This is a genomic window from Absiella sp. AM09-50, assembly GCF_003433845.1.
Taxonomy (GTDB): Bacteria; Bacillota_I; Bacilli_A; order Erysipelotrichales; family Erysipelotrichaceae; genus Hoskinsella; species Hoskinsella hominis.
Genome location: NZ_QVFI01000004.1, coordinates 96,193 through 119,228 on the forward strand (window position 1 = coordinate 96,193; position 23,036 = coordinate 119,228).

Annotated in this window: 24 protein-coding genes; 3 read left to right on the forward strand and 21 right to left on the reverse strand. The window is 36.1% G+C overall.

Annotation, left to right across the window (positions count from 1 at the left end; genetic code table 11):
* Positions 1–24: 24 nt before the first annotated feature.
* The 7 genes from DW114_RS05425 to nagA form a co-directional block, all read right to left on the reverse strand.
* Positions 25–885 (reverse strand): HAD family hydrolase, encoded by an 861-nt coding sequence (locus DW114_RS05425; RefSeq protein ID WP_117452771.1) that lies wholly within the window; start codon positions 883–885, stop codon positions 25–27.
* Positions 886–968: 83 nt separating this feature from the next.
* Positions 969–1,688, reverse strand: a complete 720-nt coding sequence (gene nagB, locus DW114_RS05430; RefSeq protein ID WP_117452772.1) for a glucosamine-6-phosphate deaminase — start codon at positions 1,686–1,688, stop codon at positions 969–971.
* A gap of 206 nt (positions 1,689–1,894) precedes the next feature.
* Positions 1,895–2,164 carry a GNAT family N-acetyltransferase gene (locus DW114_RS05435; protein WP_117452773.1) on the reverse strand — a complete coding sequence of 90 codons (270 nt, stop codon included), beginning with the start codon at positions 2,162–2,164 and terminating at the stop codon, positions 1,895–1,897.
* Positions 2,164–3,021, reverse strand: a complete 858-nt coding sequence (locus tag DW114_RS05440) for an aldose 1-epimerase family protein (RefSeq protein ID WP_117452774.1) — start codon at positions 3,019–3,021, stop codon at positions 2,164–2,166. The genes DW114_RS05435 and DW114_RS05440 overlap by 1 nt, the downstream gene beginning before the upstream one ends.
* A gap of 12 nt (positions 3,022–3,033) precedes the next feature.
* The gene (locus tag DW114_RS05445) at positions 3,034–3,822 is read right to left on the reverse strand and encodes an HAD family hydrolase (RefSeq protein WP_117452775.1); all 789 of its coding nucleotides are present in this window, start codon (positions 3,820–3,822) and stop codon (positions 3,034–3,036) included.
* A gap of 67 nt (positions 3,823–3,889) precedes the next feature.
* Positions 3,890–5,047 carry a hypothetical protein gene (locus tag DW114_RS05450; RefSeq protein ID WP_117452776.1) on the reverse strand — a complete coding sequence of 386 codons (1,158 nt, stop codon included), beginning with the start codon at positions 5,045–5,047 and terminating at the stop codon, positions 3,890–3,892.
* 62 nt (positions 5,048–5,109) lie between these two features.
* Positions 5,110–6,249, reverse strand: a complete 1,140-nt coding sequence (nagA, locus tag DW114_RS05455) for an N-acetylglucosamine-6-phosphate deacetylase (protein WP_117452777.1) — start codon at positions 6,247–6,249, stop codon at positions 5,110–5,112.
* Between the two features lie 202 nt (positions 6,250–6,451).
* On the opposite strand from nagA, the gene DW114_RS05460 reads away from it, so the two are divergent.
* Positions 6,452–7,651 (forward strand): FprA family A-type flavoprotein, encoded by a 1,200-nt coding sequence (locus tag DW114_RS05460; protein WP_117452778.1) that lies wholly within the window; start codon positions 6,452–6,454, stop codon positions 7,649–7,651.
* Between the two features lie 25 nt (positions 7,652–7,676).
* Here DW114_RS05460 and DW114_RS05465 read toward each other — a convergent pair whose 3' ends face one another.
* From DW114_RS05465 to DW114_RS05480, 5 genes are all read right to left on the reverse strand, one after another.
* Positions 7,677–8,288 carry a thermonuclease family protein gene (locus DW114_RS05465; protein ID WP_117452779.1) on the reverse strand — a complete coding sequence of 204 codons (612 nt, stop codon included), beginning with the start codon at positions 8,286–8,288 and terminating at the stop codon, positions 7,677–7,679.
* Positions 8,289–8,344: 56 nt separating this feature from the next.
* A complete protein-coding gene (locus DW114_RS05470) occupies positions 8,345–9,733 on the reverse strand; it encodes an EAL domain-containing protein (protein WP_233511339.1) in 1,389 nt (462 codons plus the stop codon).
* Positions 9,687–10,442, reverse strand: coding sequence for a hypothetical protein (locus DW114_RS21595; RefSeq protein ID WP_233511338.1), 756 nt, complete (start codon positions 10,440–10,442; stop codon positions 9,687–9,689). Before DW114_RS21595 ends, DW114_RS05470 begins: the two co-directional genes overlap by 47 nt.
* A gap of 149 nt (positions 10,443–10,591) precedes the next feature.
* A complete protein-coding gene (locus tag DW114_RS05475) occupies positions 10,592–11,512 on the reverse strand; it encodes a SufB/SufD family protein (protein ID WP_117452780.1) in 921 nt (306 codons plus the stop codon).
* Between the two features lie 9 nt (positions 11,513–11,521).
* On the reverse strand, positions 11,522–12,226 hold the full coding sequence (locus DW114_RS05480) for an ABC transporter ATP-binding protein (protein WP_117452781.1): 705 nt from the start codon (positions 12,224–12,226) through the stop codon (positions 11,522–11,524).
* Positions 12,227–12,425: 199 nt separating this feature from the next.
* On the opposite strand from DW114_RS05480, the gene DW114_RS05485 reads away from it, so the two are divergent.
* Entirely contained in the window at positions 12,426–13,199 is a 774-nt protein-coding gene (locus DW114_RS05485; protein ID WP_199483501.1) for an SDR family NAD(P)-dependent oxidoreductase, read from the forward strand.
* Positions 13,200–13,235: 36 nt separating this feature from the next.
* On the opposite strand, the gene DW114_RS05490 is transcribed toward DW114_RS05485, so the two are convergent.
* The 6 genes from DW114_RS05490 to vanR form a co-directional block, all read right to left on the reverse strand.
* Entirely contained in the window at positions 13,236–14,594 is a 1,359-nt protein-coding gene (locus DW114_RS05490; protein ID WP_117452782.1) for a PFL family protein, read from the reverse strand.
* 12 nt (positions 14,595–14,606) lie between these two features.
* Entirely contained in the window at positions 14,607–14,876 is a 270-nt protein-coding gene (locus DW114_RS05495; protein WP_117452783.1) for an ACT domain-containing protein, read from the reverse strand.
* A gap of 150 nt (positions 14,877–15,026) precedes the next feature.
* Positions 15,027–15,530 carry a hypothetical protein gene (locus DW114_RS05500; protein ID WP_117452784.1) on the reverse strand — a complete coding sequence of 168 codons (504 nt, stop codon included), beginning with the start codon at positions 15,528–15,530 and terminating at the stop codon, positions 15,027–15,029.
* On the reverse strand, positions 15,490–16,650 hold the full coding sequence (locus tag DW114_RS05505; RefSeq protein ID WP_117452785.1) for a sensor histidine kinase: 1,161 nt from the start codon (positions 16,648–16,650) through the stop codon (positions 15,490–15,492). The genes DW114_RS05500 and DW114_RS05505 overlap by 41 nt, the downstream gene beginning before the upstream one ends.
* Positions 16,647–17,747 (reverse strand): sensor histidine kinase, encoded by a 1,101-nt coding sequence (locus tag DW114_RS05510; RefSeq protein ID WP_117452786.1) that lies wholly within the window; start codon positions 17,745–17,747, stop codon positions 16,647–16,649. The genes DW114_RS05505 and DW114_RS05510 overlap by 4 nt, the downstream gene beginning before the upstream one ends.
* The gene (gene vanR, locus DW114_RS05515; RefSeq protein ID WP_117452787.1) at positions 17,737–18,429 is read right to left on the reverse strand and encodes a VanR-ABDEGLN family response regulator transcription factor; all 693 of its coding nucleotides are present in this window, start codon (positions 18,427–18,429) and stop codon (positions 17,737–17,739) included. The genes DW114_RS05510 and vanR overlap by 11 nt, the downstream gene beginning before the upstream one ends.
* A 166-nt stretch (positions 18,430–18,595) precedes the next feature.
* On the opposite strand from vanR, the gene DW114_RS05520 reads away from it, so the two are divergent.
* Positions 18,596–19,552 carry a D-alanyl-D-alanine carboxypeptidase family protein gene (locus DW114_RS05520; RefSeq protein ID WP_117452788.1) on the forward strand — a complete coding sequence of 319 codons (957 nt, stop codon included), beginning with the start codon at positions 18,596–18,598 and terminating at the stop codon, positions 19,550–19,552.
* A 22-nt stretch (positions 19,553–19,574) separates the two neighbouring features.
* Here DW114_RS05520 and DW114_RS05525 read toward each other — a convergent pair whose 3' ends face one another.
* The 3 genes from DW114_RS05525 to DW114_RS05535 form a co-directional block, all read right to left on the reverse strand.
* A complete protein-coding gene (locus DW114_RS05525; RefSeq protein WP_117452789.1) occupies positions 19,575–20,543 on the reverse strand; it encodes a Cna B-type domain-containing protein in 969 nt (322 codons plus the stop codon).
* On the reverse strand, positions 20,527–21,399 hold the full coding sequence (locus tag DW114_RS05530; RefSeq protein WP_117452790.1) for a class C sortase: 873 nt from the start codon (positions 21,397–21,399) through the stop codon (positions 20,527–20,529). Before DW114_RS05530 ends, DW114_RS05525 begins: the two co-directional genes overlap by 17 nt.
* A 77-nt stretch (positions 21,400–21,476) precedes the next feature.
* On the reverse strand, positions 21,477–23,027 hold the full coding sequence (locus tag DW114_RS05535; protein ID WP_117452868.1) for a SpaA isopeptide-forming pilin-related protein: 1,551 nt from the start codon (positions 23,025–23,027) through the stop codon (positions 21,477–21,479).
* Positions 23,028–23,036 lie beyond the last annotated feature (9 nt).

Below are 23,036 nucleotides of genomic sequence, written 5' to 3' on the forward strand. Positions count from 1 at the left end.
TAGAATGTTTCAAAAAAAGAAGATTTATGCATCTTCTCTTTCAAATATGTATTTATCCAAAGCTTTTGCGATGCCAGCACGTTCATTGGTATCTGTGACATCATATGCTATTTGTTTTAAAGACTCCATGGCATTTCCCATTGCAATGCCATATTTAACAGCCTGAAACATACTCATATCATTTTCAGCATCACCAAAAGCCATCATTTCTTCTGGTAAAATACCATTTTCTTTGCCAATCTTCAATAAAGCATTTCCTTTACTTACACCTTTTGGCATGATTTCAATCCATGCTGGTCCTACTGCCAATATTTCAAAGTCTTTTAATTCTTCACGAATTTTAGGCAGATTTTTTTCAAAATATGGAGCAGTTTGAATCAAAACGAATTTATTCACATCACTTGTGATTTCGTAATCCGCATCATGAATCGTGATAAAACGCCGCTTTCCCTGATTAAAACCATAATCCATTGGTTTTCCTTTCAGGATACTGTGCATCTTTTTCATAAACTTCAAAGATGGTCGAATAAAATCAAAGTGATCATATCCACAACAACAGATACATTCAAAATTCATCTTTTTTGCTAAATGCATTACTTTTTTTGCATCCTGTCCATTAAAAACTTTATCCACACTGTATTCTTTATGATAAAAATCATAAATGATCTGTCCATTGACACCTGCCACAAAATTCTTGCCTCTTGTCGCAAGCTCTAATGGCTCACTGACAAAATCAATACCACCTTTATCTCTGCCTGTTGCGATGACAATAGATATGCCTGCATCCATTGCCTGCTTCAGTTTTTGTTTTGTCTGTTCATCAATTGTTTTTTGTGATGTCAGTAATGTACCATCTAAATCTAACGCTATTAATTTTATTGCCATACCGCTTCCTCTTTCTATACAGGTACATTATAATGAAAAACTAAAAAAAGTAAACCCGAAGGCTTACTTTCTTAGATATTTTGTTATTTTAATTTTGCTGCAGCAGCTTCATCAACGATAACTACAACATCATTGTGGTTCTGAAGTACAGATGCTGGACAATCTTCACTAACTGGTCCGTTAACCATAGCAGCAACTGCATCAGCTTTGTTTGCGCCACTTGCTACCAATAAGATTTTCTTAGCCTTCATGATTGTTGCGATACCCATTGTGATTGCATGCGTAGGAACTTTATTGATATCATCTTCAAAGAAACGAGCATTGTCTGAACGAGTCTTTTCAGTTAATTCAACGATATGTGTTTCTTCAGTGAATGGAGTACCTGGTTCATTGAAACCAATGTGTCCGTTTCCACCAATACCTAATACCTGTACATCAACACTAACGTTTTCCATTGCTTTTTCATAAGCTTCACAATCTTCTTTAGTACTTCCATAAGGTACGTGAATCTTGTCTTCTGGTAAATCAATGCCATGGAATAAATTTTCATGCATGAATGTCCAATAAGACTGAGAGTGATTACGATCGATTCCTACATATTCATCCAAGTTGAATGACTGGCATTTTGCATAGCTAGTACCGTTTTCTTTGTGGTCTTTGATCATATTTTCATATAAACCGATTGGACTTGATCCAGTCGCAAGACCTAAAACAGCTTCTGGTTTTGCTGTAACAACTTCCTTCATTACATTAAATGCTTCTTTGCTGACTTCGTCATAATTTTTAACTACGATAACTTTCATTTCAAAATCTCCTCCTAATATTACACATATTTATTATACCCCTTTAAGCGTGCCTTTTCAATGAAATAAAAAGAAAAGTGAAAGCTTCCTAAAAATCCATTTTGTCTTTTCTACAGTATGAAATCAAGCGATTCATTTCTCTGTAAAATTTAATTTCCATTACTGCTTGCTGATATGCCATTTCTCAAAAGCAATAAACAAGCATTCTATAAGTACCAGTTTTGTTCCTTTGGATGTTTTTCAAACCATGTTTTCGCATAGCTGCAGGTTGCACGTATTTTCAGATTTTCTGCTTTACATTGCTTTAAAACTTCCTGAACCAGCTTGGAAGCAATTCCTTGTCCCTGTAATTTTTCTGATACCCATGTATGATCGATACACACATGATCAGTTTCTTTTGGAAAAGTGATTTCCGCCAACAGCTCCCCTTGTTCATCCTTGATATAAACACGGTTTTCTTCATGGATGAATTCCATTAGAATACCTCAATACTGTAAGATGTAGTAAATGTTTCATTCGCAGATAAAATCATTGTGCCTTCTCTGTGATAAAAATCTTCGCTTACTTCACTAAAATCCGCATGTCCATACCATGGCTCCAAGCAGATAAATGGTGCACCTTTTTTTGCTGTCCAGAATGCCACATATGGATAGCCAATCAAAGAAACACGAACACCGTGTTCCTTACCCTGTAAACTTACATAAGCACTCTTTGCTCCTTTGTAAACCAAAGTAGCATATTCTTCAATTAAATCATAATCACAAGGCAGCTCTGTCACATCCACTTCTTTGATTTCATAAGGTTTCTTTTTATCCTTATCAAAAACCAGCTGCTGTAAATGTTCAGGATTAGAGAACACCAGCTTATAATCCTCAAAAGCTTCTCCCTGCGTTAACGGGCAGTTAAAGCCAGGATGTAAGCCAAAGGTAAATGGCATATCTTTATCACCTGTATTGGTGATATGATAAACGATTGTTAAACGATTGTTTTCTAAGGTATATGCAATTTCATAATGGAAAGGGAAAGGATATTGTGATAATGTATTTTCATCACTGTCTAATGTCATAACAACTTTATCTTCTGTAGATGCATCTTTTAAAGTCGCATAACGAATCAATCCATGGTTCTTCATTGCATAGCGTTTTCCATCAATTTCATAATCGCCGGAATGTGTGTTTCCTACGATTGGAAACAGTGTAGGATTTTTTCCACCCCAGAAATCAGGATTTCCCTGCCACATATACTGGATTCCTGTTTCTTTATCTGTAAAGCTTTCGATTTCACCACCCTTTGTGGTAAAAGTCACAACATAACGTTCATTTTCTAATTTCATTAATTTGTCCTCCTAAATGAATTGCAGCTCTCTGCATATTTTATAAATTCCATCATCATCAATTGCATCGCAGACAATATCCGCTACTTCTTTCAAAGCATCTTTTCCATTGCCCATCGCAATGCCTAATCCGGCATATTTCAACATTTCGATATCATTATATCCATCCCCAAAACAGGCAATTTCATCCATTGTCAGATTCCATCTGTCTGCCATAATTGCTACTCCTTTGCTTTTATCAATATGCTGTGCCGTGATTTCCATCGTCTTATCTCCATGTTCAACAATATTGACCTCTTCATGCATCGAGTAGATTTTTTCCAAATGCTCTTTGGTTTTTGGATATGCTAAAACATTAAAAACGTCTTCGCCTTCATATGGTTTCACGATGGGCATATTTAAATAAAGTTTAAAGAAGTTGTCTTTGATCTGCCAGTCACACGGATAGGCAAAATGATCTCCTTCCACTGTAGAATAACGTAGCGGTATCTGATCTTTTTCGGCCATCTGTAGTAATTTTTTTAAAGCATTTTTATCAATGGGTGCCTTATGAATCATTTGATCTTTTTCCATTACCAGTGCTCCGCCATCATAAAAGGCCGCATCAAATGGAAATTCTCGAAAGAATCTTGGCAGATTTTTTGTTTCATAACGACATCTGCTGGTAGAAATACCAATTTTATAGCCTTGTTGCTTTAGTTTTATCATCGTTTCTTTCGTACTTTCTGGAATATCGTGAAATCGATGACTGTATAATGTTCCATCTACATCAAAAAAGATGGCTTTTATCTTATCTTTCATGTATATCCTCCCAATCACTTACAAGTATTAGGATACGTGATTTTAAGCGATAAGTAAATAGGCAGTTTTAATGCCCGCACACTTTACATAAAGCATCCTTGCCCGCAGCTTTTGCTTCCTCCACAGTTCCCTGTATAATCGTTTTTGATTTTTTCAAAGTACGACAACTAGAGCTTGCATGATATTTTCCACCATTCGGTGTCCAATATACAAGTCCCTGCGATGGGCTGTTTTGTTCTTCATGATAAGTTTCATTCGTGGAATTCTGCTGTTGTTTTGCTGCAGCTTCATTTTCCTGCTGCTGTTTTGCCGCTGCCTCCTGTTGTTTCTTTATCGCTTCCTGTTGCTTTGCTTCTGCTTTTTGCTGTTCTTTTGTTTCCAGATCCTGATATGCCTTTTCTGCACTTACCAAAACCGTATAATTGCTTACCTTTTTCTGGCTTGCCTTACGCAAAGCATCATACTCTTTTCGTGCTTTTTGAATCGATGCTTTGCTTTTTAATGATACTGTCCCGATATCTTCAATATCTTTTTCGACAGTTTTTATCTGTTGTTTTTCTTCATTTTGAAGTTTTTCTATTGTTTTTTCTGCTTTTTCAAGCTCTGTATAATGTTTGACCAACTGCTGGCCTTTTTTATCAAGAGCATCATAAGATGTTCTGATATTTTTTATAGCTTCTTGTTTTTCTAATGTGATCGTCCCTAATGCCACTATGTTTTTATCAATATCAGCCGCAGCCTTTTCTCTTACTTTCTGCTTTTGCGTATCCACAACTTCTACTTTTATTTTATTGCTGATCACTTTATCATGATAATACGCAAAAATCGTTGTACTGCCTTCTTTAAGTGCTGTTATTTTTCCAGTGAACACTTCTTGTTTTTGATCTTCTTCAAAACTTACAATAGATTCATCTTCACTTTGAAATTTCACTAAATTTTGCGTTCCTTCTGGTTGCACATCAATTGGTACGGATATTGTGTCTTTGATTTCTATTGTGATATCTTGAGATGAAATATGTATGGATTCTGGTGTTTCACCATTTGCCACAACCACAAAAAATATACCCCATAAAACGGATAATACAGTAGCCACCCATCTGATCATTGTTTTCCATGTTCTGTGATATTTCCACAGAAGGAATAAACCAATTGGTGGAAATATGACCAGCATGATGATGCACAACAAATTATTTTGATACCATTTTTTTCCTAAATGTGTTTTCATTTTCCCCTCCAAAAGGCAAAAAAAGCGGTGTTATCCACCGCTTCCTACCTTTACATTACTTATTAGAATGCTTCTTTACCCTTCAAGTATGTCATTTCTACAGAATAGTCATCGTTCAATACTACGATATCTGCATCATATCCGGCAACTAATTTACCTTTACGATCATCGATACCCAATAAACGAGCAGGGTTGATTGTACAAGAATTAATTGCATAATCAAATGGAATCAATGCTTTTTCTACTAGTACTTTTAATCCCTGATTAACTTTTAATGTAGATCCTGCCAGACTCTTTGCTTCTACCAAGTGGGCACTTCCATCTGGATATAATTCGATTTCATTGCCACCGAATAATACTTTTGTGCCAACTGGTAAACCTTTTACCATCAATGCATCTGTAATCATGATTGTATAATCACGGCCTTTTGCCATGAATAAATCATTTAATGCTGCTGGTGTTGAGTGATTACCATCACAGATGACTTCACCAAATACATCTCTAAAACGCATTGCTGCGCCAACCAAGCCTGGTTTTCTGTGGTGGAATGGTGTCATACCATTAAAGATATGTGTCATAGATTTTGCACCATTGGCAACTGCCATACTTGCTTCTTCATAAGTTGCAGCGGAATGTCCAATGCTGACAACAACACCATTTTCTGCACAATATTTTGTAAGTTTAAAATCTTCGTCTTTTTCTGTAGCCATCGTAATGATCTTGATTAAGCCATGTGCAGCTTCCTGATAACGTTTGAATTGTTCAACATCTGGTTTTACGATACACTGCTCTGGCTGTGCTCCTTTATAAACCATATCCAGATATGGTCCTTCAAAATGAATACCAAGGATTTCTGCACCTTCATATCCTTCTTCTACGACTTTCGCAACATTTGCGACAGCCTTTGTCAATACTTCTTCTGTCTGTGTTATTGTTGTAGGACAGATTGCAGTTACGCCTTCTTCTGGAATATGTTTCATCCAGTTACGAAGACCTTCTTCTTCTGCATCATTTGTATCAAATCCATAAGCACCATGTGTATGAATGTCAATGAATCCTGGAACGATTCGTTTATCACCATAGTCTTTATCTGCAGTTTTTGCGCCATATGGTAAAATATTGGCAATTTTGCCATCCACAACTTCTACCTGTGCTTCTAAAAACTGTCCTAATACCCACACTCTCTTACTTTGAATAATCATCAAATTGACCTCCTTAGATGTTCCATCTGCTTTTATTATACTACCCATTTTCCTTTTTTTAAACGGCAACGCTTTCGTTTTATTAATATTTGCACTTTTTCTGTTAAATAATACAAATTTTTGCATTTCCAAACATATACAAATCATATCAGTGGACAAAACAGGCAGGAACCACTACAATATTCAAATAGAGGTGATATGAATGAAACAAGCAATTCAGATTAAAGAGAACATGTATTGGGTAGGTGTACATGATTTCAATTGCCGCCATTTTCATGGGGATATTTTTCCAATTGAGGAAGGAACTACATACAATGCCTATCTAATTGTAGATGAACAAATTACATTAATTGATACGGTAGAAGAAGAGTTTTTTGATATTATGATGGAACGCATTCGTTCTGTAATTGGTGATCAGCCAATTCATAATGTGATTTGCCAGCACGCAGAACCAGATCATTCTGGTGGTTTTGTGAAATTTATGCAGGCTTATCCTGATGCACATCCTTATGCATCAAATGCAGGTGTTGGCATTATGTTAAAACAATACTTCAAAGATTATGATTACCGCAAAGTAAAAACAGGTGATACTTTAAATATTGGGAAAAACACATTAACGTTTGTCGAGATGCCGTTAATTCACTGGCCGGATAATATGCTGACATATGTGGCACAGCAAAAAATCGTATTCAGCAACGATGCATTTGGCCAGCATATTTGCAGCTATGATATGTTTGATGATGCGCATGGTTTAGATAAATGCTTAGATAGAGCAAAAAATTATTATGCCAACATTGTTATGCCATATGGTACACAGGTGGCAAATAAGTTAAAACAAATCAAGGATATGAATCTTGAAATTGATATGATTGCCCCAGCGCATGGTGTGATCTGGAGAACGTATATTGAAGAAATGTTAGCCGCATATGAAGATTTCGCAACATTCAAAAGTAAAGATAAAGTTGTTATCGTTTATGAAAGTGTATGGAAACATACCCAGCAGATGGCAGAAGCACTGGCAGAAGGCATTGGTCGCAATGGTGTCTGTGTAAAAGTATTTAAATATTCTATGACATCTCCTGCTTTGGTTATGAAGGAGCTTATGGATGCGAAAGCCATTCTTGTAGGTAGTGGCTGCTATAACAACGTGATGGCGATTGATATCAGCGGTTTCCTTGAAAAATTAAAAAGCTGTAAAATCAAAGGCAAGAAAGCTCTTGGCTTTGGATCTTATGGATGGTTCAATGGCGTCACAAAAGAAATCAATGCACGTTTAGAAAGTGCTGGCTTCACATTATTAACAGATGATGTGTTATCCCAAAACTATACACCTAGTGAAGAAGATCTGGATAAATTAATGGAGCTGGGAAAACAACTTGCAGAAGAAATTAAAACTATGTAAAAAAATCCTCATATTTTGAGGATTTTTATTTACGCTTCAATTGCTTCATGCCTTGTTTGATCATTTTCTTTTTATTGCGTTTCCCTTTCGCAAAGAATGTTCCAATAATAATCAATACAACACCACCTGCTGCACTTAGATAATATGGCATGGTATCATCTTCTTTTGTTGTTTCATTACTCCACATAGCAAGTTTCTTAGCTTTTGCTTCTTTTTCCAATTCTTTCAGTTCATCGGTATAAGCATAATCACCATAGATGTATTTGACTTCTGCCAGACCTTGCTTTACAAGTTCACGCTGAAGCAATTTGCCATCCGCATATACCCATGCAAGTACTCTGCCATATTTATCAGTTTCATCACTGCCATCATCAAATTCTAATTGAATCTTTTTGGCATTGGTCAGTGTATTACATACATATTCACTGGCTTCCTTACCAAAAGGTTCTTTTTCTTTTGTGTATTCTGGCGCATTAATTGCAAGAAAGCGTACAGTTTTATCTTTTCCATCAATTAGAAAATGTGCTGTATCACCATCCGTGCATTTACTTAGTTTCACATTCTTTTTACTGTTTGCCTCAATTGGTAACAGACACATCATCGCCATCATTACAATCAATAAGATTTTCTTTTTCATTCTATCAACTCCAGCATTATTATAACAAGCAACTTTATGATGACAAGTCTTGTTTTTTATGCTGATTTGTTCTTAAGGAAATTTTCCACAAAATCTTTTGGCGGCATTGCCTTTCCATAGTAATATCCCTGATAGATATCACAACCTAAAGAGGACAGGATATCCCGCTGTTCTTTGGTTTCCACAAATTCCGCAACAACATGATAATTTAGTTTCTTTGCCATATCAATTACACCTGTAATAATCTCTTTTGAACGATCATTATCAGAAATATTTTTAACCAGGCTGCCATCTAGTTTTACTTCATCAAATGCACTTTCCTGAAGATACATCATAGAGCTATGTCCCATGCCAAAATCATCCATACTCATGGCGATGCCTTTTGCACGCAATAACTGGATACGTTCAATAATGAGTGGAGATGTATTCAATAATGCACGTTCTGTGACTTCAAAGGTCAAGCATGTATTACGTATATCATATTTGCCGATGATATTTAATGCATCTTGCACAAAGCTTTCATTTTCCAGCTGTCTTGGAGAGATATTAATAGATATATCCATATGTTTACGGTATTGTTCCATCATCTGTACATCTTTACATGTTCGCTCAATGATATATAACCCCAGTTCATACAGGAAGCCATCTTCGTTGGCAAGTGCAATCAATAATGGTGGAGATATAAAGCCTGCGACTGGATGTTTCCAGCGTAATAATGCTTCTGCGCCAAATAACTGTTCATCATTTCCCATCTGTACCTGATAATATAATTGCAACTGGTTTCTTTGCATGGCATTGCGTAAATCGGAAGCAAGTGTTCTTGCGGCAAAGTGATGTTCATAGGAATCTGATAAAAAGCTTGGAATGATACCAACGGCTTCTCCCATTGCCATATCTGCTGTCATGGCTTTTGTGGAATTGATAAATTCTTTTGTTTGTTTTTCCTCACTGATTCTTACAAATGGAATATACATCAATACCCCTAATACAAGATTGAATAACTGTAAAAAACTGCCTCGAATAGAATCTGTCGCAATATAACCGCTCAAAAAGATTGGGACAGTCCACTTCACCGAATGTGATACAACCGGCACCAAACCAAAATACATTGCGAATGCACTGCTTAACATTAAAATGATTGGTGTTAAAATAAAAGGTATCAGCATGATTGGATTAAAGATGACTGGGAAACCGAAAATAACGATTTCATTGATATTGAATAATACGGATAAACCGGTAACTTTTGCCAGTTTTCGATTATGACTTTTCTTTGAAACCAGAAGGATGGCAATAACCAGACATAATGCAGCACCACATCCTCCCACAAAGGCAAAGGTATCTAAAAATGATTTTGAGAATATTTCGGTTGGGATAGAACCTGACTGTAAAACTTCTTTATTAATGGCAATGACGGGTTCTAAAACACGTTGTGCAACGATTTCCATCGTATTGGTTCCATGGATACCAAAAAAGCCATAGGAAATGCACAAAGAAAACGTAAAGCATTGCCCCACAAATTCCTTTTCCAACTTTATTAAACAATGTTAAAAAGAAATAGGAGCCAAAGTTTGTGATATTGATATCTCCAAGCAGCGCACGCATGATTCCTCCTAGGGAGGTAAATATTACCACGCTACATACAACAGGAAAAATCGCCTGAATTGATTTATTAAATAAATATTCTGCCCCGGCTGTATGTAATTTCTCCATCTTGCTTCCATATGCCATACCTTTGCGAAACAATGTACAGGACAGCAAGGTAATCACCATAGAAGTAAATACCCACTCTGGATTAAATATAGATATGCCTTCCTTAAATCCACCACAGAATCCTGTATAAGAAACCAAAGCGGTGACAGGATAAAAAAATACATGGTCATCACCCGTCAATTTTCCAAATGAATAGGAAATATTGACAATCAATAATAATGCAATAGAACCTAACGTTACATTGTAAACAGTTGTTAATATATTGACGATTGCGCCATGATGAAAAGATCCAATGAAATCCAGATAAGCATCCAATGGAAAACTACTCAACAATAAAGAAAATGCACCCAAAATCAAAAATGGTATGGATTGCATCAGCCCATGTCGAATAGATAATATATATATCGAGTTTTTTAATCGTTTATCGCCTTTTAATCTTGTCATATTCATTAACCTCATTAGACAATACAATTTTATCACAAGCTTGTCATAATGAGAAGAAAACCGTCAATTTTTGGAAATTTTATTTTTTTAACATAATATAGTTATATACAAAAAAGCAGATATTCTTATATAGAATACCTGCATACGGCTTATTTCAAGAAACCATCCACAATCTCTTTTTCCGCTTCATCACTGGTTAATCCAAGGGTCTGCAGCTTGATCAGCTGATCGCTGTTGATCTTTCCAATAGCTGCCTCATGAATGATTTGGGCATCCACATGGTTTGCGGCAATTTCTGGAATTGAACTGATTTTCGCTTGATCCATAATGATAGAATCACACTGAATATGTGCACGTGAGCGATTATTTCCTACCGCAATAGGATGGAATACCTGTATAGATGTATCCTTGCCTACAGAGCGAGATACAATCTGTACAACACTGTCTTCTCCATTCAGGTTGACGGTAACATCACTATGTGCCTGCTGGTGTCCATGTGTCATCAGCTTTTCATTGATCACAAGCTTTGCACCTGGACCAAGATTGGCTTCTGTTTTACGCATAGTGGAATCCACGCCTTTGATCTGGCTCATATCCATCTGCGCAAACGAACCTTCCTCCATATCAATAATCGTCACTGGATTTAAAATACGTTCTCCACTGCCGCTTCCTTCTCCATAATGTTTTTCTACATATTTCACTTTCGCATTTTTACCAATATGGAAAGTATGAATACCATCATGCTGGGAAGTATCACAGCCATCATTGTGGATACCACAGCCTGCGATAATTTCCACATCTGCGCCTTCTTCAATATAGAAATCATTATAGACCATATCATTGATGCCACTTTCTGTTAAAATTACTGGGATATGCACACTTTCTCCAGAAGTGTATGCCTTCACAATAATATCAATGCCTGGTTTATCTTCTTTTGTGACAATTTTTACATTTGGTGTAGAATGGCGTTCCACGCCTTCTCCATTTTTTCTAAGGTTAAAGGCACTGCCTGGCATAAAGCCGCTGATATCCGCAATGCTTTTTAATAAATCTTTTTCCATCTGTTCCATTATGCTCACCTACTTTTTATAAGCACAGGAATCAAATTCATCCATCAATGATGGCAGAATTTCATCCTTACTGCCTTTCTTTTTAATACTTCCATTTTCAATAATCACGATTTCATCCGCCAGCTGCATGATGCGTTCTTGATGTGATATCAGAATAATAGATTGTTTACGTTCCTCTTGCAGACGCTGGAATGTTTCTACCAGTTTCGCAAAACTCCACAAATCAATGCCGGCTTCTGGTTCATCAAATATAGAAAGCTTTAAATCACGAGCCAGTAAGCTTGCGATTTCAATACGTTTTACTTCCCCACCTGATAAAAAACCATCGACATCACGATCGATATAATCATTTGCACATAACCCTACAGCACTTAAAATCTCACAGCATTCCTCCTTGCTCATGTTGTGACCATTAGCAAGTGTTAATAAACGCTGTACACTCATACCTTTAAAACGTGGTGGTTGCTGGAAAGCATATCCAATATGTAGTTTTGCACGTTCATCAATGCGCATATTGGTAATATCCACTCCATCAAACAAAATCTTTCCGGATGTAGGAAATTCAATTCCCATAATCAAACGGGCAAGTGTGGATTTACCTCCACCATTTGGTCCGGTGATTACCGTAAAACGATCATCCGCTATCGTTAGATTTATATCATTTACAATCTTTTTTCCATCTACTTCAAAACACAGATGTTGTAATTCAAGCATATGTTTCTCTCCTCTTTTTTATTCTCAACGTTTATTATTTTAGCACATTTTGTAAGAGTTATATAATCTTTTGCGTCATAATTCTTATAATTCGTATAATTTACTTAAAAACTTAGCCAAATTGCCCTATTTGTATATTGTGTAACGCTTACATCGACCATAAGATAAAGATATAGAATACATAAATGGAGGTGTGATTATGGAACTATTTGATTTAAGTGGTAAAATTGCTGTTATTACTGGTGCAAGTGCAGGTCTTGGTAAAGATGCAGCTCTTGCGTATGCAAAAGCTGGCGCAGATGTCGCATTGCTTGCGCGAAGAAAAGAAAAATTAGAGGAAGTAAAAGCTGAAATCGAAGCACTGGGCAGACGTGCTTTGGCCGTTTCCTGTGATGTCAGTAATGAAGAAAGTGTAAAACAAGCCATGCAAGAAGTATTGGATACCTATGGCACCATTGATATTTTGTTAAATGATGCTGGTGTAGCCGTACGTGGTGGTGTACATGAAATGTCAGTAGCCGATTGGGATAAATCATTTAATGTCAATGTAAAAGGCATCTTCCTGGCTTGTAAATATGCCCTCCCAACCATGATGAAAAACCATTATGGAAAGATTGTAAACATGGCCAGTGTCAACGCTGTTGTCGCAGATAAAAACGATATGTTTATCCGCCATTCCTATAATGCAAGTAAAGCCGCTGTAAAAGGATTAACCATTGGTATGGCTTGCAGCTATGGCCAATATGGTATTACCGTAAACGCTATTGGTCCAGGCTTATTTGAATCTGAAATGACAGAGAATACTTTATTTAAATCTGAGGAATTCTTAAAGAGCTATTCCTATCAGGTACCAGCAAATCGTCCAGGTGCAAAAGGGGAATTAAATGGAACAATTATATATCTATCATCTGATGCATCCAGTTATGTGCAGGGACAGTTGATTTTGGTAGATGGAGGTTTCTCCTTAGTATAAAAGAAAGACACCCGCAAAAAGGTGTCTTTTCATTTGTTAATTTTTCAAGCTTTGAATTGGCGCAGGAATTTTTCCTTTACGATGAATCATAACAGAACAATCTGTCTGATTGATATTCATAACAGGACCACTTCCTAATAAACCACCAAATTCTAATTCATCGCCAACCTGTTTTCCGATTGCCGGAATCACACGTACAGCGGTTGTTTTTGAGTTAACCATACCAATCGCTGCCTCATCCGCAATGATACCAGAAATAATTTCTGGTTTGGTTTCTCCAGGAATGACAATCATATCCAGACCTACAGAACATACAGCAGTCATTGCTTCCAGTTTTTCCATACATAAGGTACCTTTTCTGGCAGCAGCAATCATTCCAGCATCTTCACTGACAGGAATAAATGCACCAGATAAACCACCAACAGTACTACTAGCCATGACACCGCCTTTTTTCACTGCATCATTCAGCATTGCCAAACACGCTGTTGTACCATAAGCACCACAGCCTTCAAGTCCCATTTCTTCAAGGATATAAGCAACACTGTCACCGATGGCAGGTGTTGGCGCCAAAGACAAGTCAACGATACCAAAAGGTACGCCTAAACGTTCACTGGCAAGAGATCCTACCAATTGTCCCATACGGGTAATCTTAAATGCGGTTTTCTTGATGATATCCGCAATTTCATTCATCGGAATATCCTTAGGTGCTTTAGCAAGTGCTGCACGAACAACACCAGGTCCACTGACACCAACATTGATCACACAGTCAGCTTCCCCTACACCATGGAATGCACCTGCCATAAATGGATTGTCTTCTGGTGCGTTACAGAACACTACTAGTTTTGCAGCACCCAGGCAGTTATCATCTTTAGTAAGCTCTGCAGCTTCTTTTACCATTCTTCCCATTAATTCTACCGCATTCATATTGATACCTGCTTTTGTAGAACCAATATTGACAGAAGCACATACATGTTCTGTCTGTGCTAAAGCTCTTGGAATACTTTCCATCAATTCACGATCTCCTGCAGCACAGCCTTTCTGTACAAGGGCAGAATATCCACCGATGAAGTTTACACCAACAGCCTGTGCACAACGCTCTAAAGTAAGCGCATATTTCACAGGGTCACCGCCACTCACTGCCACCAACATGGCAATCGGCGTAACACTAATACGTTTGTTGATGATAGGAATACCATATTCTCTTGAGATATCATCACCGGTTTTTACCAGGTCTTTCGCAAGACGGGTAATCTTGTTATAGATTTTCTCACAGGATTTATCGATATCACTATCTGCGCAATCCAATAAAGAAATACCCATGGTAATCGTACGTACATCCAGGTATTCTTCATCAATCATTTTTATTGTTTCTAATACTTCATGTGCACTAATCATAACGCCACGCTCCTATATCTTGTGCATGGCATTGAAAATATCTTCATGCATTACATGAATGATCATGCCAAACTCTTTGCCTTTTTCTTCCATATGTGCTGCAAAATCAGCAAGGGAAGTATTACCATTGGTAATATCGATCAACATGATCATTGCGAACATATCCTGTAGTAATGACTGTGATACTTCAATCACATTCATATTTGCCTTTTCACATTCGGTACTGACCTTAGCCAGGATCCCTACCATATCTTTTCCAATTACACTTACAACTGCTCTCATTCTCTTTCCTCCTGTTCAGATTAAGTAATATTATACTGTATAACAAAAAAAAGTACAATCCCTATATTCCAATAATTGCATACATTTGTACACGAATTGCGTACATCTGTATCCTAATGGTTATAAGGATTGCCCTTTTCCTTATATGTACTAATGAAATACTTCCTTCATCACTGCGAATTCCTGTAACTCAAATGGCTCCCATGTATTCTGAATACCCTCCAAATTACAATCAAATTCCGCTTCCTGATAAGGTGCTTCCTGCACTTTTTTCAGTTGCGTTAACAATATTCCTGTACCTTCTTTACTCAACGTCACATGTTTTACACCAGCTACCATATTCTTGTCATCAATCAAATAGATGGAGCATGGCATACATTCTTTTTCAAATATCAAAGAAGGCTCCTCATGTTCATGAATATTGAAAATAAAATCACTGGTATCAATTGCATCCAATACAGTAATCAAAAACATGGGAATATCATATTTTACCACCAGATCAATCTCTAATTCATTACGACGAAGTGCTGTCTTTTCAAAATCTGTCCATTCCTGGTCCTTGATAACGAACACAAATTCGCCATCCACAAAATCCATAATCGTTCCATCTGCCTCAATTTCTACAGGAAACTTTTCGTTCACTTCTGCTTTCATTCTTATCACCACTTTTTATTATATCATCCTCAGGCTTTTCATGCACCGGAATCTTCACATAAAAGCTAAATCGTTTTCCAATGGACTCCGCCCGGATACTACCTTTCATCATATCGATAATCTGTTTTGCGATTCCAAGTCCCATCGCATGTCCTTTAGAAGCATCATTGACTTCCTCTAAGCGATAAAAGTTATGGAACATATGAGCAATCACATCACTTTGAAAATGCGGTCCATCCACCTGCATATGCACAAAATAATCATGATTTCTTTGACGCAGGGAAATATCTATCACTTCCCCTTTGTTTCCTACATAGATCATTGTATTGATCAAATCTCGCATGACGCGGGCTACCTTCGCACTGTCCGCATACAAAGACAAATGCGAATCCTGAACCAGACGGATCTGCATTGCTTTATCCTCTGCCATATAGTAGCACTCATCAATCACCTGTTCCATCATACGATCCATAAACATTTCCTCAGGTGTCCATTTCGCATACTGAAGATTAAAACGTGTAATATCAAAAAACTCATTCATCATATCTTCCAAAAGCAGACTCTCATCTAATACATGAACGATATAATCCATCTTTACTTCACTGCTGATGCGCTGTTCACTCTCTAAAAAATCCAGATACATCATAATCTTCGCAAGTGGCATACGGATATCCTGTGCCAACAGATAAATCAAATCTTTTTTCTTTTCTTCATCATTCTTAGCGGATTTCAAATATGCCTGATATTCATCCACTACTTTCATAAGTGCTCCCTGTGCCTTTCGCATTTCTTTAGGAAATACGACTTTATTACGTTGTTTACGCATGATATCATCCATACCATCCATTAATGTCCGCATAGAAAGCGTTAAATCTTTACACAGGAAATATACAAGGATGAAACAGAAACAAGCCACAATAAAAGGCAGGAATATCTTAAACAGCTTACTAAAGGTTTCAAATGGATTTCCATTGATCAACTGTAATACATCAATGATTAGGCCATTTAAAACATCATCAAACATATAGACAATAAATAATCCCAGCATCACAAAAATCAACAGTATCAACATATAACGTAAAAACAGTTTCCATTTCACAGGGTTCAGATATTTTTTCATAACTTGCCCCCCAGTTTCTTCCATAAATGGATGGTAAACACAATTTGTTTACCTTCTTTATGTGCATCAATGCTTCCATGATGAAGCTCCACAATTTCCTTTGCGATTGCAAGCCCTAATCCCGCTCCGCCGCTACTGCTTGTTCTTGCGGTAGAAGCACGATAAAACTTCTCAAACAAATGGGATACTGCCTCTTCATCTATCTCTTCACCATCATTACGATATTCTAAAGTAATCTGTGATTCATCCTCCCTGCAATGAATATATATAATGGAATCAGAATCACTATATGTAATCGCATTACGCATTAAATTATCCAATAAACGCTGCAGCTTGTCATAATCCGCTTCAATTTCCAGCATCTCTGGAATATCCACCTGTGCTTTGATGCCACGCTTTTCCATCAATGGATAAAATCCATTCACCTGTTGTTTGATCAATGCACAAATATCCAAAGGCGATGCATCTAACATACTCACTTTATCATCATATCGAAGGATTTCTTCAAATTCTTCAATCAATTCATCTAATCGATGTGCCTTTTCATTTGCAATGGAAAGACTTTTTTCCATCTGTTCCCCGTCTACATGATGATCCAGTATATGATTAATATATCCAATCATACTTGTTAAAGGCGTCTTTAGATCATGTGCCAGATACATCAACAATTCATTTTTATGTTCTTTTTCCTGTATGGATAATTGCTTACTTTCATTTCGTTTCGCAATCATATCCTCTACTTTATCCTTCGCAATCTGAAACTCTGGCAGCAAGCGAAAGAAAAATGGCACCTTATCTACCGTATTACCTTCCAACACAGATACTAAAATGTTCATATTGCGGTAAAACAGCCCGATAAAGACGTATAAAAACAAAACATAAGCCAATACATACAAAAACAAATTGACCTCCCAGGCATGCTGTAAATAGAACATCAGGAAGTCTGATGTCGTAAGTGCCCCCTGATTGCCATAATACCCTGCACTATAGCTTAAAATGGCAATCAGTATCGAAACAGCACCAAGCACCACAAAACTACAACAAAGAAAAAGGACGGTCAGCCTTTTTCTTAACTTTCGATACGTATTATTCTTCAATTTTATACCCTACGCCCCATACCGTTTTAATAAACTTCGGATTTCTAGGTGGCTCATGCATTTTTTCACGTAATCGACGAATATGTACCATGACCGTATTATTGCTGTCAAAATACTTCTCTTTCCAAACAGCCTCAAATAATTCTTCACTCGGTACCACTTTTCCTCTATTCTTACACAAATACCATAAAATTGAAAATTCTATCGGTGTTAATGAAATCGGCTTATCATACAGCGTACACTGATGAGAATCATTATCAATCACCAAACCTTTAAAATCAATAATGTTCACATTCTCATTCTGTGCCTGATTATACTTCTGTGAACGGCGCAGCTGTGCCTTTACCCTTGCGACCATTTCCAAAGGATTAAACGGCTTTGTGATATAATCATCCGCACCTAAAGACAATCCCTGTATCTTATCCATGTCTTCCACTTTCGCTGTCAACATGATAACAGGAAACGTATATTTTTCACGAATCCATTTACAAATCTCAAAGCCATTGATCTTTGGCATCATGATATCTAGCATTGCTAAATCCACACGTTGATGCTTTAAATACTCTAATGCTTTTTCACTATCATAAAACGTAACGACCTGGTAGCCTTCATTTCCTAAATATAACGTAACCAGATCGGCAATTTCTTTTTCATCATCCAAAACTAAAATTGTCGTAGCCATCTAATCCCTCCAAACCTTATTCTTCTTTATTATAACAAATTCCCTAATACATGTCCTACATTAATCCAAAAGTAAGAAAAATTTAAGGAGCGTATCTTTCTTGTATTGACACCACTTCATTCAAGGGGTACACTTTTTATACGAAACAGAAAGGATACATATACAAATGAAAATACATAAAAAGCGATGGTATGTGGTGCTTGTCATTATCATTGCCTTACTCATAGGCGATATCAGCTTCTTTATTATGGGAAAATTCTTCCCAAATAAACTCAACGAAGGAAATACACAACTACCAACACCAAGTGAACAACTCATCACAACCCAAAATAATATCAAACAGGGAATCAAAGACATCAAACTAAACAGTCCCTATGCCATATTGATTGATTTAGAAGATCAAAGCATCTTATATGAAAAAAATGCCGATAAAAAAATCTATCCGGCTTCACTTACCAAAATAATGAGTTGTGTAGTAGCACTTGATCATATCAATGATTTAAATCAAAAAGTAACCGTCACAGAAAAAGACTTAGAAGGTTTAGCAGAAGCTAACGCAAGTGTTGCAGGCTTACAGCCAGGTGATAAAGTCACCTATGAAGATCTATTATATGCCCTTGTCCTTCCAAGTGGTGCCGATGCAGCCAATGTACTGGCAAACAACCTGTGTGGTGACATGAAAAGCTTCGTACAAGAAATGAACAACAAAGCAAAAGCCTATGGCATGGTCAATACCCACTTCATGAATGCCACAGGCCTACATGATGATAACCACTACACAACTATGCAGGACCTCAAACAAATGATGAAACATGCCTGGATCAATACAGCATTTCAAAAAGTCTTAACAACCACAAAGTATGAAATACCATCTATCAAATTAAAATTCAAAAGTACACTATTACTCTATGGAGATTCCCTATCCTTTGATGGAGGAGAAATCATTGGGGGAAAAAGCGGTTATACACTAGAAGCCGAATGTTGCCTTGTCAGTGTAGCCAAAATGAAAGATGGACACTTATATATGTTTATATCAGCCAAAGCACCAGGGGAACCACTAAGTGATCATAAGCATATTGATGATGCCAAACATATGTATGAACAAGTATCAAAATCAAAGTAAAAGGAACGCATTCCGCGTTCCTTTAATTTTGATTTTTACAATGTTTTGCGTATACCAGAATCATCAATCCAGAGAATGCAAACAACGCTACATAGAATCCTAACATTGTTGTATCACCTGTAACAACGGATTTCACTGTTGTTTTATCACCCTTCACAGTTTCAATCATACCATGTGTGATTGTATCTCTATGAATAACCAATTGATTTGTGATAATAAATTGATTCTGATTCTTTTCACTTTTCATTCGATAATTATCTGGAATTTCAATTTCTTGAACATCCCAATTTACATCTTTTGATAAATCATTCCAAGCATATGACCAGTTATTGATATCACTTAATGTCACTGTTTCATTCAATTCACCGTTTCCATATAACCCAACCTGAATAGATTCAGGGCGTGTTTTATCACGATTATTGTTGTCTTTCCAGATTTTCACTACAGATATATCATAGCTTTCTTGTGGATAAGTTACTCCATTTTTAGGATAAGTCGTAACTTGATAATTTACATTACCATCTTTGTCTACATTTGGCATTTGTACATAAAATGGTGTAGAAGTAACTGTATAGTTACTTGCATCTCTTTGATTCTGTACTACTAAATAAATACCATCATTGATATTTGAAAATACTGCTTTTCCATTTTGATCTGTTACAGTTGCAGCTAAAGGCTGTATAGAATGTCCCGCGATAAAGTTCTCACAAAGACGAGCACTTTCTTCCGCATCACCAGATGATATCAAGTTATCTAAATCTAGCTCAAAATCTTTAAAAGTATCATCCAAAACAATATGTGTTCTAGAGTTATCAGTAAATTCCGCAACCTTATAAAGTTGAACATCAATATCAGCTAACAACTCTCCTTCATGAGTTTTATCAACTATTGTAATTGAACCATTCTCAGCAGCTTTAACTGGCAATGCAAATACAGTAAGGAACATGAATGCAACCGCTAATAATCTTGTTATACTATTTAGTTTCTTCATTTTGTAGTCCTTCCTTTCTTTTGCTTTCTTTTTTCTTCTTTTTGAAGATGATAAAGCCTACAATGCCAACTATAGCAAAGCCACTGACAATTACCATCCATAACCAGTCATTCTTATGTTTAGTATAAAGTGAAGTATATTCCTCTGATGTAAAATCAAAATTAGGATCATATTCACCACGAACAAGTAACCTATGCGTATTGATACCATATGGTGTACATGTAATTAACGTTACATATGTTTTATCTTTCTGAATCAGTAAATCTTCTGTTTCTTCAGGTAAAACAACTTTTCTTTGATTTATCTTATATGCAAATACCTGATCCATCGTATGAACAAAGAAAACATCTCCGCTTTTTAAATCTTCTATTCTTGTAAATAATTCTTGCGAAGGTAAGCCAGTATGTGCAGAAAGTAAAGCATGAGAACTTTCTCCAGCAACAGGTAATGATGAATTTTCTATTAGGCCTACACCTTTATTCAAAACATCATCACTGGTTCCATAATAAATCGGAAGATATATATCAGCTTTTGGAATCTCAATATATCCAATCATTGCACCTGGTTGAACCATGAAAAAATCTTTAAATTCATCCATGGATTTTCTAGATATATTCTTTCCACTAAAAGGATCAGCAGGAAATGCTCCAGGTAATGAATTATTATAATCGTAGGCTTGTTTCATTATTTTATCAATTTCCTCTTTATCATAATTTTCAACTTTACTGGTATAATCACCAATTGTTGAAATGGCAAATTGGTTATTAATAAAATTTGCTAAACTAGGATAGACCATTAAGCCTATTCCAGAAATCATAATTAAAATGATAAGTCCCATTATTATACGTCTTTTCATTCCAGCACACTCCCATATACTATTGCTATATAAGCCGATGATTACTCATCGGCTCGTATAAGCATTATATCATAATTTTACGCTTTTTTACTTTTCTTTGAGTAAACTACTAGCATTACACCAGCTAATGCGATTAATGCAGCACCACCAATCATGAAGATTGTTGTACCCATACCACCAGTTTCTGGTAAGTTAATCCCTTTATAGTTATAAATAGTGAAAGAAATAGTACCATCTTTTACTACTGGATTAGTCGTGATTTCTTCATCAATATTAACAATTGAGACTATGCAATTACCTTTATTCTTTGAGTCTTCTTGAATATCAATTGTGATAGGCCCAGTCAATAATGCGTATTCTGTACTTGGAGCATGTATTTCTTCAATTGTATATGTTCCTGCAGCTAAACCTGTAAAAGAGATTTTACCATTTTCATCAGATTTTACTTCTTTTACTAGCTTACCGTCACTATTTTTAATTTCAAACACAGTATCTTTTAATAATCTATCATGATTACTACCATCAGCTTTTAGTAAGTCAAGAGCATAAGTATAAGTTTCTGTCTCATCTTTAATTCCTGAATCAGTTCCATCTGGTTTAGTTGTATAGTGTAATTCTGCAGTATTAGTTTCTGGATTATAAGCCACAGCATTTTCATTAATGTTAGCCAAATAATCAATTTTAACATCAACACCTAATTGAGCATCTTTACGTAACTCATCGTAGTTAAAATCAAAAGTTGTATAAGTAACATTTGCGCCATCAACTACTTTAGATTCACTAGTAAAACCACCATCTTTCAAATATGTTGGATTTACTACAACACCATTTTTAATAACCATGATTTCGCCAACTTTAACATTAATAGAAGTTTTATCTAACGTTAAACCATCTGACATTGTATCGGTAATTTTATAAATAATATTTTTATAGTTTGCTGCATATGTTGGAACTGTAGAATCTATTGTAAATTTATGAGGAATATTTAATTCACCAATATTATAATCAGCATTTTCAACTTTTTTTGTAATATTTAACTCTGAATCTTTTGGATAAATATTCACTTCTTTATTCTTTGTGACGTTGATAAGCATCGCAAGTGATGGAACTCGCCCACTATTAGAAGTGCTAGTAATAGTCTCGGTATTCTCTAGAACTAAATAATATCCTTGATCAATAGAAGATCCTTTTGCATCATCACTTACTCCAGCTAATGTAGAAGGAGTAATCTTCATCGTATAAATATAATCATAAAGTTTTTGTGTAAATAATTGCATTTTAGGATCTTGATTATAGTTTTTTACATCATTTTTTAACAATTGATCAGCTGATGCTAATACTTCTGTACCTAACATAATACCCTTATCTGCATCAAAAGTATATCCACCATGTGTTCCATCAAAGAAATTAGTAAAATCACTATTAATTGTATAAACAGCAATATCTTCACTACCTATTGTCTTTGTTTTTGCATCAAGAACTTTATAAACATCATATGATGCTCCTTCGCGATGAATCGCTATAGTTCCTTTTTCTGTTTTTGATTCAGCGGCAAACGCCGTTGAAACTGTTGTCATCATCATTGCTGCCGCAACGAATAACATACTTAATTTTTTAAATACTTTCATTTTGTTTTC